Here is a 12,916-nt window from a genome sequence, read left to right as displayed (position 1 = left end):
AAAGCGGGGTGCGGAGGATACCTGAAACACGCAGGCCAGGTGGCGTACTACATAACGTGAAGGCCCTCCTCGTCCCGGCAATACATAAGGGACTCGTACTGAAACGATATCAAGAAACAGGCCTCACACCTCGCAGTCAGTTGCTCAACCAGGTGCCTGACGTCAGCCAATGGATCAGCGTCCTCCGGCGCAGGCCCCTTGATGCGCAGATAACCACGAACGGCCACCGGAAATGCCAGATCGCTCGGGCCTTGCGCCCGAATATCAGGATCATCCACTTCATAGCAGCCGCTCAGAAAAAGACCTGAATGAAAGTGCGCCACCACCGAGTGTTCATTCTGTTCCAGTTCAGCAACGCCCACCGCGTTCACGGCGTCAGCCAGATGGACCAGGGACATTCGCTTATCAGCCTCAAGATGAATATCAAGCCCCATGGAGCGCAGCCTCCAACCGTGTGTACAAGCGTAATCCCTCAGTCTCGTCAGCGTTCGCGTCGAGAAACACCAGGTCCTCGCAAAGCCCCGACGGCAACGAAATACCCACCACAAAATCACGCCCTGTTGCGCCAGCCAGGGCTTTGGCAAACACGACCAATTGGTCAATTTGAGATTGGCTGACGCGAGATAAAGGAAGGTTGAGCCCGATAAACCAGTCATTCAGATCATCAGGCGCCAGGTCGGGTGTACGCTCGTGCTGGTGATTCACAAACACGGCGCAATATTGCGCCCAATCGCTGACCAATGCGCGAAAGGCGTCGGCCAATACCGGTTCGATTGCTTGGTTGTCAGATCCATCGACGTAACAATAAAGCGTGTGCATGGTGCGCATCCTGGTCCGCGGGCGGGCAATTCTAGCGCGAACGTGGTGAACACCTCGATTCAATGCGCCCTGAAGCCCCACACAATCTCTACCACCCGCTCGGCCACCACCAGATAAACCAGGATCAGCAACAGCTGCAATGCCAGGTGATAACGCAGCTTGGCCAGCCGGCGAATGCCATCGCTGACGTTCAACAGCATCAGCACTGTCGACAGAAGGATCAGCCCCCACCCTGCCACGCTGGAAGCAAACACCCCGATAAACAGGTCCTGCTGCCCCACGAGGGTATTGGTGCCCGCCGCAAACAGCAGCGCGCACACCAGCAGGTTTTTGACGTTGTCGAAAATTTGCGTGCTCAGGTCGTTTTCCAGCAGGGCCACATACCGCTTCCATAACGTGCGCATGAGTCATTACCGGGTGGGGATCGCTTGTCAATCAAAGTAGTCCATATGCCCGTACACTGCACCGTTGCGCTTACTCCACGAGGACTTTGCATGAAATTGATGATTGGCCTGGCCGCTGTACTGCTGGTATCGGCCTGTACCACGACCCCACCCGCCCAGGACGCTGCGGCGTCCACCTGCCTGGCAGGCGGCGGTACCATGAAGCAAGTCGGCAAGCTGCAGAGCTGGAAATGCATCACCCCGTACAAGGATGCGGGCAAGGCATGTACCGATTCGAGCCAGTGTGAAGGCGATTGCCAGACCAGCGTCACCACCCAGTCCGGCAACGGTCCGGTGACCGGCGCGTGCCAAGTGGATAACGGCCACTTCGGCTGCTCGGCGACGGTGGAGAAAGGCAAGCTGGGCCGAGCGAACTGCGTGGACTGAGCCATACCACCAACCCATGTGGGAGCGGGCCCGCGGCCAGACCCGCTCGCACATTTTTTGCTCCACTTTACCCTTCAAAAATGCGCCACCTCCGACACCCGCTCATCCAGCACATCCTGCGCCAGTGCCCAGGCCTGGTCCTTGGATTCCACCACCAGCAACGGGTAGCCCCAGGCCTTGCTGAACATCACCGCAAACGGCTTGAGTGCCAGGCGTTTAGCGGCACTGGGCTCAACTTGGATCATGCCTTTGACGAACATGCGCAGCGCCTGTTTGTTTTTCTTCATCCAGATCGACGCCTGCTTACGCTCTTCGTGGGAGTGCTCATGGTTGTTTTCATCCACGGATTTTTCGTGCAGCAACATAAAGGCCTGCTCCCTCGCCAATAGTCCTTCAAAAGCCAGGAAAGCATCCTGCGGCCCACCCTCGCTGGGCGCATCGAAGACGATTTTCACCACAGGGAACGTTGTACTGTCGAATCGCATGGCAAAGCTCCTTAATGAGAGTGGATCTCAATATAAAGCTCGAGCCCCTGGACGGCATTGCACAGAATAGCCAGACTGTTTCGCAATCCGGCCAACTTGCGACCCGCGCCATGAAGCACCACCGTCTTGATCTGCTCGACCCGTTGATGGCCAAGGACGCCGACCTGTTCCCCCGCGCCGTGGTGGCCGTGGGCGCCACCAGCACGTCGGACACCTGGGAACATGCCCAGCACGCCCACCGCAAGGGCCAGTTGATGTACACCCTGCGCGGGGTCATCCACTGTGAAATCGAAGCGGGGATCTGGATCGTGCCGCCCCAGTGCGCATTATGGATTCCCGGCGGTACGCCCCATGCTGCGCGCGGGTCTGGCGAGGCCGAGGTGTATTGCCTGCTGATCGACCCCGACGCCGCCCACGCCCTGCCGCCGCAATGCTGCACCCTGGCCGTGTCCGGGTTGCTGCATGAGCTGATCAGCAAGGCCGTCAGCTTCCCGCAATTCTATGACGAGGCCGGCGCCCAAGGCCGCTTGATCAACACCTTGCTGGATGAACTGGCCGCCGCACCGATCGAAGCCCTGCACCTGCCCATGCCCCAGGACGCCCGCTTGCGCCGCCTGGCCAACAGCCTGCTGGCCGACCCGACCGACAAAGCCACCCTCGGTCAATGGGCCGTGCGCATCGGCATGAGCGAGCGCAGCATGACGCGCCTGTTGCTGGAGGAATTGGGCCTGAGTTTCGGCCGCTGGCGCCGGCAGTTGCATGTAATCCTGTCCCTGCAACGGCTGGCCAAGGGTGAAAGTGTGCAGCGGGTGGCACTGGACCTGGGTTATGAAAACGCCAGCGGTTTCATCACCATGTTCCGCAAGGCGGTGGGCCAGCCGCCGGCGCGTTACCTGGCGGACCGTGCGGGGGTGCTCAGCCCAACCATCCAAACCATTGCGCTGAAAGACGCCCACTGACTACCAGTTTTCGCCCAACCCCAGCAGGCCCATTATCTGCCGCCGCAGGTCCACCAGGTAAGGATCGTCCCGGTGCCGTGGATAGGGCCTATCGACGCTCAACTGTGCCTGGATCTTCGCCGGGCGGTCGCTGAACACAATCACCCGGTTAGCCAGCAGCAAGGCTTCTTCCACATCGTGGGTCACCAGCAACGCCGTGTAGCCCTGGCGCTGCCACAGGTCGATCAGCTCTTTTTGCATGGTGATGCGGGTCAGGGAGTCGAGCTTGCCCAAGGGTTCGTCGAGGATCAGCAACCGCGGCTGATTGACCAGTGCACGGGCCAACGCCACCCGCTGGGCCATGCCGCCGGACAATTGCCGAGGATAGGCGCGGGCGAACTGGCCGAGGCCGACCTTGTCCAGAGCCTCATCGACTTTGGCAGAATGGGTCTTGAGCAGGCCTTGGGCTTCCAGGCCGAGGGCGACGTTGTCCCACACCCGGCGCCATGGGTACAGGGTCGGGTCCTGGAATACCACCACACGGCTCGGGTCCGGCCCGGTGATGGGTTCGCCATCGGCCAACAGTCGTCCGGCGTCCGCCGGTTCCAGCCCCGCCACCAGGCGCAGCAAGGTGGACTTGCCGCACCCCGAAGGCCCGAGTAAAGCCACAAACTCTCCCGGCGCCACGTCCAGGGACACCCGCTCCAACACGGGCAAATGCTGGCCGTCCAGAGCAAAACCATGGCTGAGGTTTTCTATGCGCAGCGCCAATCCTTCCGAAGCCGATACCGCGTGTGCCAGGGCTACCATTTCATCGCGCCTTTCTGCCAGGCCAGCAACCGATCACGCACCAGGAACAACCCGGTGATCAACCCCGAACAGGCCAGCGCCATGATCAGCAGTGCGGCGTACATGTTCGCGTAGGCGGCCCAGCCCTGGGCCCATTGCAGGTACCAGCCGATGCCGGATTTGACCCCCATCATTTCCGCCACCACCAAGGTGGAAAACGACGCGCCCAGGCCCATGAACAGGCCGACGAAGACGTGGGGCAGCGCGGCGGGAATCGCTACTTTGAAAATCAGAAAACCCGGCCGGGCGCCGAGGGTGCGCGCCACGTCGTAATAGGCCTTATCGACGCTGGCCACGCCGGACCAAGTGAGCACCGTGACCGGAAACCAGGTGGCCAGGGCGATCAAAAACACGCTCGCACTCCAACTGCTGGGAAACAGGAAAAAACACAGCGGCAACAACGCCGTCGATGGCACCGGGCCGAGGATGCGCAGCACCGGGTGCAGCCAGTAGCCGATACGCGTGGACCAGCCAATGGCGACGCCGGCGACAAACCCGGTAGCGGCGCCCAGCGCCACCCCTGAGCCCAGCAGCAGTGCCGAATGCAGCAGGCTGTCGGCCAGGCGTGCGTAGTCTTCGATATACACCGCGAGCAAGGCTTGGGGTGGTGCAAAGAACGGCACCGGCAACAGCGCAAGCTTGGCGGTGAGCAATTCCCAGATGCCCAGCAGCACCGGCAAGGCGATCAGCCAGGGTGCGGCCGTGCGCAAGCGCAGCGCGAGTTTCGACAACCTTCGGCCCAGCAGGCTCAGCACAATGAACAACGCTGCCGCGCCAACGCACAGGTTGGCCAAGCCTTGGGTCATCGGCCAATTGCGCACCGCGTTGGGCCAGTAGCTGATCAGCAGCGCAACGGCCACCCAGGCCGCCACCACCGCCGCGCCTTGCCACCCGACCTTGAGTGCCACAGGCGGGTTGAGGACGGTTGCGTCAGTTGAAGACATCGGCGGTGATCTCCTTGGCAAACGCGATCGGGTCGGTGCCTTTGCTGATCACTTCCACGGTTTTCAGGTCGGTGACGTAGGTGGTGATCTCCTGGGTCAGCGCCGCGCCGACCGCGTGGTGGCCGTGGGTGTGGTCGTGGAGGATCGCCTGGACTTCTTCGGTGGAGGTGTTCAGTGCGTAGGCCTGGAAGCCTTTGGCGACTTCCTCCGGGTGCTGCACGGAATAGTCATGGGCTTCGAGGATCGCCTGGGTCAGCGCCGCGACCACGCGCTTGTCTTCGCGGACCAATTTGCCGGTGACGCCGACCACGCAGCAACTGAGATTGGCGTATTCCTCCACCAGGTTGGTGGACAGCTCCCGCGCCACGCCGGACTTGATCAGGCGGTACATGAACGGGTCACTGCCGCTCACTGCCTGCACTTCGCCACGCTCCAGCGCCGTGCCGAGCAGGTCGGCCGGGTACAGGCGCCACTCCACATCGCGCACCGGGTCGACGCCGTGTTTTTTCAGCAGGATCGAAAAGAAATTGCGGTCCGGGCTGGCCATGTCGGTGACGCCTATGGCCTTGCCCTTGAGGTCTTCCAGCTTGCTCACGCCGCCGTTGGCGGCACTGAGCAACCGCAGGCAACCGCCATGGGTGCCGGCGGTGAGCTTCACGTCAAAGCCCTGCTCCAGGGCCTTGAGCCAGCGCAGCGCCATACCCACGCCTGCGTCGGCCTTGCCGGTAGCGATGGCTTCCAGCAAGACCTCGGTGGAGTTGCCGAAGTTGACCAACTCCACGTCCAGGTTGTGCTTGCTGAAGAAGCCTTGCCCATGGGCGATCACCACCGGCGCCAGGCACACCGCGTTGAGGTTGACCGCCAGTTTGAGTTTGCGCGGCGCGTCGAGGCGGATGAAATCGCCCGTGCCGGCGGGCTCCTGGGCGATGTTGTGGCCGGCATGTGCGTCAGCGGCAAAGCCCAGGCGCGGCAGCGACAGGCTGGCCAGGGTCAGGCCGGCCAGGCCCAGGAGGCGGCGACGGGTCAGGTGGTCAAAAGCAGCCATGCGAAGTATCCCTATTGAATGGATCAGCCCGCTTCAGAGAAAGGCCGACAACGTCAAAAATTCAATTTTAATTATATTAACGACTGATTTTTATGAAAGAACCATATAATTCTATGGTTATGCCTGATGGGCAGGAAGCGGATGAAAGCGCCCTAAGCTCAGATCGAAAGAGTATTTATCGAATGGTTTTCAGATCATTAAGCTTGGATCTATTTCGCTGAAGATCGAGCCCACCATGTCCCTTCGTCGTCCCCTCGCCGCTGTATTAGGATTGCTGGCCCTTTCCGTTACCGTCAGTGCGCACGCCCAGGAAACCGTGCGCATCGGTTACCAGAAATCCTCCACGCTGATCACCCTGCTCAAGACCCAGGGCACCCTGGAGAAAGCCCTCAAGGCCGACAACATCGAGGTGAGCTGGCATGAGTTCCCCAGCGGCCTGCCGCTGCTGGAGGCGCTGAACGTCGGCAACGTCGACATCAGCGCCGACGTGGCCGACACCGTGCCGATCTTCGCCCAGGCAGCCCAGGCCAAACTCACCTACTTCGCCCAGGAATCGCCCTCGCCTTCGGCCCAGGCCATCGTGGTACGCAAGGACTCGCCGATCCAACAGTTAGCGGATTTGAAGGGCAAGAAGATCGCGGTGACCAAGGCCGCCGGCACTCACTATCTGTTGATTGCCGCGCTGGCCAAGGCCGGCCTTGCATTCTCGGATATCGAGCCGGCTTACCTGTCGCCGGCCGATGGCCGCGCGGCGTTTGAGAACAACAAGGTGGACGCCTGGGTCACCTGGGAACCCTTCCTCACCAGCGTGCAGCGCCAACTGCCGACACGCACCCTGGCGGACGGTGCCGGGCTGGCCAGTTACAAGCGTTACTACCTGACCGGCACGCCCTACGCCAAGGCGCACCCGGAGGTATTGAAGGTGGTGTATGCGCAGCTGGAAAACGCCGGCCACTGGGTAAAAACCAACCCGCAGGACGCGGCAAAAGTGCTCGGCCCGCTGTGGGGCAACCTGGATGCAGCCACGGTGGAAGCGGCGAATGCGCACCGCAGTTATCAGGTGCAGCCGGTGACGATTGAGCAGTTGGGTGAGCAGCAGAAGATTGCCGATGCGTTCTTCAAGGCGGGGTTGTTGCCCAAGGCGGTGGATGCCAAGGATGTGCAGACCTGGCGGCCTTGAAGGCGGGTGTGATCTCAATGTGGGAGGGGCGGTGCGACGATTCGACTTACCCTCGATGGGCATGGGTATCTACACAACTTTTCAGACTCTGACAAATATCCCTGTGGTGAGCGGGCTTGTCCCGCTCACCACAACAGCCCTATCTGCCGGACGTTCAGTGTTGAGTCAACGTTATGTAGATCCCTATGCTCATCGGCGGCAAGCCCCTCCCACATTTGGTTTGCATATGCGGTTAGAGGAGTGTTCGGGCTAGAGCCTTTTTCCACTCTGAGTAACGCTCCGCCATCGCCGGATCCTCCTGCGGCTCAAAGCGCTCGCGCTGGCGCTGCAACTGCCCCAGCGCCGCATCACTCGCCCACACCCCCAACGCCCGTCCCGCCAGGTGCGCGGCGCCCAATGCCGAAACCTCCGGCGACAGGCTGCGCACCACCGGGCGTTGCAGCAGGTTGGCGAGGAACTGCATCAGCCAGCGGTTGCGCGTGGCGCCGCCATCCACCCACAGTTCCTTGAGCGGGCTGCCGATGTCTTGCTGCATGGCTTCGAACACATCGCGAATCTGATAGCCGATGGATTCCAGCGCCGCGCGCAGGATGTGCGCGCCGGACGTGGCTTCGGTCAGCCCGCAGATCAGCCCACGGGCGTCGGCCTTCCAGTGCGGTGCGCCGAGGCCGGACAGCGCCGGGACAAAATACACGCCGCCGTTATCCGGCAATTGCGCGGCCTGTTCGGTCAGCGCATCCAGGGATTCTCCCGCCACCAGCTTCGACGCCCACTGCACGGCAGCGCCGGTATGGACGATATTGCCTTCCATGCCGAAAGTAGGTTGGCTGCCATCGTGCCAGGCCAGGGTGGTCGACAGGCCATGGGTGGAGGCAATCGGCCCGCCCATGGGCGTCATCAAGGACGAACCAGTGCCGAGGGTGGCCTTGACCAGCCCCGGCGCGAAACCGCCCTGCCCGTACAGCGCCGCATGGGAGTCGCCGATCATCGACATCACCGGGATGCCGGCGGGCAAGCCGCCCAACGCGACGGTTTCGGCGAAGAAACCGGCGCTCGGCCGGATCGGCGCCAACGCCGCAGCCGGAATGCCGAACAGCGCCAACAGCTCAGGATCCCAGGCGCAGGTGTGCAGGTTGAACAGTTGGGTACGTGCGGCGTTGGAATAGTCGGTGGCGAACACCTGGCCGCCGCTGAGTTGCCACAACAGCCAGCTGTCGACGGTGCCCAGGCAGATATCGCCTGCAGCAGCGCGGGCGTGACCATCCTCAAGGTGATCGAGAATCCAGCGGAACTTGCCCGCCGAGAACATCGGGTCCAACGCCAGCCCGGTCTTTTCCAGGATCAGCGCTTCATGGCCCTGCTCATGCAGGTGCGTGCACAACGCCGTAGAGCGTCGGCACTGCCAACTGATGCACGGCGACAATGGCTCACCGGTATGCCTATCCCAAGCCACCACCGATTCACGCTGGTTGCTGATGGCCAACGCAGTGATCGGACGGTCCACCTGGGCCAGGCATTCTTCAATCGCAGCCAACGTGTTTTGCCAGATCAGCAGCGGGTCCTGCTCGGAAAACCCGACCTGGGGATGGCTGATGCTCAAGGGTCGCGAACCGCGCGCAATCACCTGGCCAAGTTCGTTGACCAGCACCGCCTTGGCGTTGCTGGTGCCTTCATCTATCGCCAGGATCAGCGGGGTATTGTTATTCATTGAATTCACCGCAACCGAGTGGCAGCCGCCACGATCCCAGCCGCGTCGATGTTATGCAAGGCGCGGGTCGGTTCGCGGGCACCGGCGGCGGCGTACTCGCCATCGCCGATACCCAGGCGGATCAGGGCAATGCCCAACCCGGCTTCGGCCAGCACTTCGGCGACCAGGCTGCCGACGCCGCCGTTGATATTGTGTTCCTCCACACTGATGACCGCGCGGGTGCCGCTCAAGGCGCTGAGCAATACATCACGCTGCAAGGGCCGGATCGACGACAGGTTGATCACCTGCGCCTGGATGCCCTGCTCCGCCAGCAATGCCGCTGCATCCACCGCTTCATGCACCACCGAGCCCAGGGCCACGATGCTCACATCGGCGCCCTGGCGCAGGATGTCGACCTGACCGGGCACAAACTGATAATCGGCGCCGTGCACGTCGGGCAAGGCTTTGCCGTCGAGGCGGATATACACCGGGCCGTGGTAGCGCAGCGCGTAATCGACGATCTGCCGGCACTCGACGGCATCGGCGGGGGCGAAGATCTGCACATTGCCAAACCCGCGCATCACCGAAATATCGTCGAGGCTGTGGTGGGTGCTGGCAAGCGGGCCATAACTGGTGCCGGCATTCAGGCCGAACATCTTCACGTTGGCCTGGTTGTAGCAAACGTCCACCTTGATCTGCTCATTGGCCCGCGAGATCAGGAACGGCGCCGCGTTGCAGGTGGCGGCGATCTTGCCGCCCAGGGCCAGGCCCGCCGCGACGCTGACCAGGGATTGCTCGGCAATGCCCACATTGATCAGCCGCTCGGGAAAACGCTGGGCAAACGGGCCGATCTTGGCCGTGGAGGTGGAGTCGCTGACCACCGGCACCACGTCCAGCCCGGCTTCGACGGCAGCGATAAACGCTTGCACCATGACGCTCGCCAAATGTTCACTCGCCATGGTTCAACTCCTCCAGTGCTGCGTTGATTTCATCACCCTTGGGCACGCGGTGGTGCCATTCGGGGCGGGCTTCGATAAACGACACGCCCTTGCCTTTGATGGTGTGGGCGATCAGCACCTGGGGCGCGCCGGTCTTGGTCTGCATGCTTTCCAGGGCTTCGATCAATTGGCCGACATCGTTACCGTCGCACTCGCTGACGCGGAAGCCAAAGGCCGCCCATTTCACGTCCAGTGGGTCCAGCGGCATGATCTCGGCGGTCAAACCGGCAAGCTGCAGCTTGTTCTTGTCGACGATCACAAACAGGTTATCCAGGCCGTACTTGGCCGCTGCCATCGCCGCTTCCCAGTTGGAGCCTTCGGCCAGTTCGCCGTCGCCGGTGAGCACGTAGACGCGTTTTTTGCTGCCGGACATCTTCGCCGCCAGGGCCAGCCCGACCGCCACCGGCAAACCGTGGCCGAGGGCGCCGGTGTTCAGTTCGATGCCGGGGGTTTTCTGGCGTACCGGGTGGCCGGGCAGGTGCGAGTTGAAGTGCTGGTAGGTGGGCAGCCACTCGGTGGGGATGTAGCCCGCCTGCGCCAGGCAGCAGTACAAACCGCCGACGCCGTGGCCCTTGCTCTGGATATAAATATCGCGCTCGGGGTCTTCGGTGCGTTCCGGGCCGGTGTTGAGGATGCGGAAATACAGGGTGGCGAGGATGTCGGTTTCGGAAAGATCCGCCCCGGTGTGCCCGCCGGCCGGTGAGTCGGCGTTCAGGCGGATCACATGGCGACGAATCAGGCGGGCCTGTTCCTTGATCTGGTGGGCGTCGTACTGGAAGGCATTCATGCAGCGGCTCCTTTGAGGCTGACCACGCGGGGTGAAAGTGTCCAAGGCTGTCTTTGAATATTTATTCAGCAGTGACAATATATTTCTATTTAGACGCCGATCCTCCGGCAGGTCAAGTGAGCGAACCGCCGAAAAATCAAATAAAACTCGGAAATCCCCCTCGGACAAACGGCCAAAATCCCACGCCGGCTCCTCTAGACCGTGGCTTTGCGCCGGGCAAAAACACCGTTTCAGCGGCAGGCAAGAAAAATTAAGCGCTTGACTTTGACACGGTGTCACTGGAATCTGAATTAACAGTCAGGCACGCATAAATATTCAAGAAGCCTGAAGCACTCCAAAAAAAATAACTCAGGAGAACACTGTGGACGCCAAAGCTATTGTCCAGCACCCGGCCGAACTCAAGCCGCCACCTCGCCCACGTATTGTCAAACTGCTGCCCAGTAATATCGGCGGCCCGTTGATCGGGCTGGTGCTGCTGGTGCTGGTCTTCTCCTTCAGTTCCGAATTCTTCTTCTCGTTGCGCAATGGCCTGAACATCCTCGATCAGGTCACGGTGCTGGGCATCCTGGCGATCGGCATGACGGCGGTGATCGTGATCGGCGGCATCGACCTGTCGGTCGGCTCGGTGCTGGCCTTCTCGATGATGATGCTCGGCTGGCTGTATCAGGATCAGGCGGTGCCCCTGGGCTTTGCGATTCCGATCTCGATTGCCAGCGGCATGCTCGCCGGGCTGGTCTCCGGCGCGTTGATCACCTACGCCAAGCTGCCACCCTTTATTGCCACGCTGACCATGATGTCGGTGGCCCGTGGCCTGGCGAATATCCTCACCGAAGGCCGGCAGATCGTCGGCTATCCGGACTGGTTCACCAGCCTGGCGACGGTGCGCCACTTCGGTTTCCTCTCGGCCACCGTGGGCCTGTTCCTGGTGATGCTGGTGGTGGCCTGGGTGTTCCTGCGCTTTCGTGCCGGCGGCCGCAACCTCTACGCCATGGGCGGCAGCCCGGAAGTGGCACGGCTGTCGGGCATCAAGGTGCGGGCGATTACCCTCTGGGTGTACGCCATCAGCGGTGCGCTGGCCGGCATCGCCGCCGTGACCCTGGCCGCGCGCCTGGACTCCTCGCAACCGAGCGCCGGGCTGAGCCTGGAGCTGGACGCCATCGCCGCCGTGGTGATTGGCGGCGCAAGCCTCAGTGGCGGCGTCGGCAGCATCGGCGGCACCCTGGTGGGCGTGCTGATCATTGGCGTATTGCGCAATGGCCTCAACCTGCTGGGGGTTTCGCCCTTTATTCAACAAGTGGTGATCGGCGTGGTCATCGCCCTCGCCGTCACCATCGACACCCTGCGACGCCGCTCCAGCACTGCCCGTTAAACCTGTTCGACAGTTGACACCCTCCAACAATAAAACCAGGAGTCACCGACATGTTCAGCCCCAAGAAATTGCTGTTGGCCACCGCTCTCGCCGCCGCCACCCTCACCGTTGCCGGCACCACCTGGGCCAAGGATTTGACCATCGGCCTGGCCGTGGCCAACCTGCAGGCCGACTTCTTCAACCAGATCAAGCAATCGGTGGAAGCCGAAGGCAAAGCCAAGGGGGTCAAGGTGATCACCGTGGACGCCCAGGGCAACTCCTCCACCCAGGTCAGCCAGATTGAAGACCTGATCACCCGCCAGATCGACGTGCTGATCTACATCCCGGCCGGTGCCACCGCCGCCGGTGTGCCGGTGAAAGCCGCCAAGGCTGCGGGCATCCCGGTGATCGCCGTGGACCGCAACGCCCCCGACGCACCGGGCGACACCTTTATCGCCAGCGACAGCGTGGCCGGCGCCAAGACCCTGGCCGAGTACGTGGGCAAGATCACCGACGGCAAGGGCCGCATCGCGATCCTGCAAGGCCAGATCGGTACCACCCCCGAGAATGATCGCGCCAAAGGCTTTGAAGAGGGCCTGAAAGCCTTCCCGGACCTCAAGGTCGTCGCCCAGCAACCAGCTGAATGGGCCCAGGACAAAGGCTTCGCCGTGGCCCAGGACCTGCTCCAGCGTGACCCGAACATCACCGTGTTCTTCGGCCGAGCCGATGCCATGGCCTTGGGCGCTGCCCAGGCGGTGAAAGTCGGCAACCTCGATCACAAGGTGGTCGTGGTCGGTTTCGACGGCGACGTGGCCGGGCTCAAGGCCGTGCAAAGCGGTGTGCTGAACGCGACCATGACCCAGCAGACGCAAAAAATGGGGCGCCTGGCCGTGGCCTCGGCCATCGACCTCAAAGCCGGCAAGACCCTGCCCAAGGAGCAGTTGTTGCCCACCGTGCTGACCACTAAAGAAAACGTCGCGCCGTTCCTGCAACAGCACCCGTAAGC

General features: G+C 62.1%; 15 protein-coding genes. 5 read left to right on the top strand and 10 right to left on the bottom strand.

Annotation, left to right across the window (positions count from 1 at the left end; all coding sequences use genetic code 11):
* Positions 1–47 precede the first annotated feature (47 nt).
* The 3 genes from BFQ01_RS06075 to BFQ01_RS06065 are packed head-to-tail and all read right to left on the bottom strand — an operon-like array spanning position 48 to position 1,223.
* Entirely contained in the window at positions 48–434 is a 387-nt protein-coding gene (locus BFQ01_RS06075; protein WP_065924593.1) for a hypothetical protein, read from the bottom strand.
* Positions 424–819, bottom strand: a complete 396-nt coding sequence (locus tag BFQ01_RS06070; protein WP_083244848.1) for a hypothetical protein — start codon at positions 817–819, stop codon at positions 424–426. The genes BFQ01_RS06075 and BFQ01_RS06070 overlap by 11 nt, the downstream gene beginning before the upstream one ends.
* 59 nt (positions 820–878) lie before the next feature.
* Positions 879–1,223, bottom strand: a complete 345-nt coding sequence (locus BFQ01_RS06065; RefSeq protein ID WP_053134342.1) for a hypothetical protein — start codon at positions 1,221–1,223, stop codon at positions 879–881.
* Positions 1,224–1,313: 90 nt separating this feature from the next.
* Here BFQ01_RS06065 and BFQ01_RS06060 point away from each other — a divergent pair, with 90 nt between their 5' ends.
* A complete protein-coding gene (locus BFQ01_RS06060; protein WP_065924591.1) occupies positions 1,314–1,649 on the top strand; it encodes a hypothetical protein in 336 nt (111 codons plus the stop codon).
* Between the two features lie 74 nt (positions 1,650–1,723).
* On the opposite strand, the gene BFQ01_RS06055 is transcribed toward BFQ01_RS06060, so the two are convergent.
* The gene (locus tag BFQ01_RS06055) at positions 1,724–2,134 is read right to left on the bottom strand and encodes a hypothetical protein (protein ID WP_065924590.1); all 411 of its coding nucleotides are present in this window, start codon (positions 2,132–2,134) and stop codon (positions 1,724–1,726) included.
* 110 nt (positions 2,135–2,244) lie between these two features.
* Between BFQ01_RS06055 and BFQ01_RS06050 the strand changes: the two genes are divergently transcribed.
* Entirely contained in the window at positions 2,245–3,093 is an 849-nt protein-coding gene (locus BFQ01_RS06050; protein ID WP_065924589.1) for an AraC family transcriptional regulator, read from the top strand.
* On the opposite strand, the gene BFQ01_RS06045 is transcribed toward BFQ01_RS06050, so the two are convergent.
* From BFQ01_RS06045 to BFQ01_RS06035, 3 genes are read right to left on the bottom strand one after another with little or no spacing between them, the layout of a single operon-like run.
* Positions 3,094–3,882, bottom strand: coding sequence for an ABC transporter ATP-binding protein (locus tag BFQ01_RS06045; protein ID WP_065924588.1), 789 nt, complete (start codon positions 3,880–3,882; stop codon positions 3,094–3,096).
* The gene (locus BFQ01_RS06040) at positions 3,876–4,865 is read right to left on the bottom strand and encodes an ABC transporter permease (RefSeq protein ID WP_065924587.1); all 990 of its coding nucleotides are present in this window, start codon (positions 4,863–4,865) and stop codon (positions 3,876–3,878) included. The genes BFQ01_RS06045 and BFQ01_RS06040 overlap by 7 nt, the downstream gene beginning before the upstream one ends.
* Positions 4,852–5,910 carry an ABC transporter substrate-binding protein gene (locus BFQ01_RS06035; protein ID WP_065924586.1) on the bottom strand — a complete coding sequence of 353 codons (1,059 nt, stop codon included), beginning with the start codon at positions 5,908–5,910 and terminating at the stop codon, positions 4,852–4,854. The genes BFQ01_RS06040 and BFQ01_RS06035 overlap by 14 nt, the downstream gene beginning before the upstream one ends.
* A gap of 235 nt (positions 5,911–6,145) precedes the next feature.
* Between BFQ01_RS06035 and BFQ01_RS06030 the strand changes: the two genes are divergently transcribed.
* On the top strand, positions 6,146–7,090 hold the full coding sequence (locus tag BFQ01_RS06030) for an aliphatic sulfonate ABC transporter substrate-binding protein (RefSeq protein WP_065924585.1): 945 nt from the start codon (positions 6,146–6,148) through the stop codon (positions 7,088–7,090).
* Between the two features lie 232 nt (positions 7,091–7,322).
* Here the strand turns inward: BFQ01_RS06030 and BFQ01_RS06025 are convergent, their stop codons facing one another.
* Genes BFQ01_RS06025 through BFQ01_RS06015 form a run of 3 tightly spaced genes read right to left on the bottom strand, consistent with a single transcriptional unit; the run spans position 7,323 to position 10,562 of the window.
* The gene (locus BFQ01_RS06025; RefSeq protein ID WP_065924584.1) at positions 7,323–8,798 is read right to left on the bottom strand and encodes an FGGY family carbohydrate kinase; all 1,476 of its coding nucleotides are present in this window, start codon (positions 8,796–8,798) and stop codon (positions 7,323–7,325) included.
* A 5-nt stretch (positions 8,799–8,803) separates the two neighbouring features.
* Positions 8,804–9,736, bottom strand: a complete 933-nt coding sequence (locus tag BFQ01_RS06020; protein ID WP_065924583.1) for a transketolase family protein — start codon at positions 9,734–9,736, stop codon at positions 8,804–8,806.
* Entirely contained in the window at positions 9,726–10,562 is an 837-nt protein-coding gene (locus BFQ01_RS06015; protein WP_065924582.1) for a transketolase, read from the bottom strand. The genes BFQ01_RS06020 and BFQ01_RS06015 overlap by 11 nt, the downstream gene beginning before the upstream one ends.
* A 361-nt stretch (positions 10,563–10,923) precedes the next feature.
* Here BFQ01_RS06015 and BFQ01_RS06010 point away from each other — a divergent pair, with 361 nt between their 5' ends.
* Both BFQ01_RS06010 and BFQ01_RS06005 read left to right on the top strand, forming a co-directional pair.
* The gene (locus BFQ01_RS06010; protein WP_027607262.1) at positions 10,924–11,931 is read left to right on the top strand and encodes an ABC transporter permease; all 1,008 of its coding nucleotides are present in this window, start codon (positions 10,924–10,926) and stop codon (positions 11,929–11,931) included.
* Between the two features lie 50 nt (positions 11,932–11,981).
* Positions 11,982–12,914 carry a sugar ABC transporter substrate-binding protein gene (locus tag BFQ01_RS06005; RefSeq protein WP_065924581.1) on the top strand — a complete coding sequence of 311 codons (933 nt, stop codon included), beginning with the start codon at positions 11,982–11,984 and terminating at the stop codon, positions 12,912–12,914.
* Positions 12,915–12,916: the final 2 nt, after the last annotated feature.

Source organism: Pseudomonas sp. 8 R 14 (assembly GCF_900005955.1).
Lineage (GTDB): Bacteria > Pseudomonadota > Gammaproteobacteria > Pseudomonadales > Pseudomonadaceae > Aquipseudomonas > Aquipseudomonas marginalis.
The sequence above is the reverse complement of the archived record's forward strand: the minus strand, read 5'-3'. Positions and strand labels throughout refer to the sequence as shown.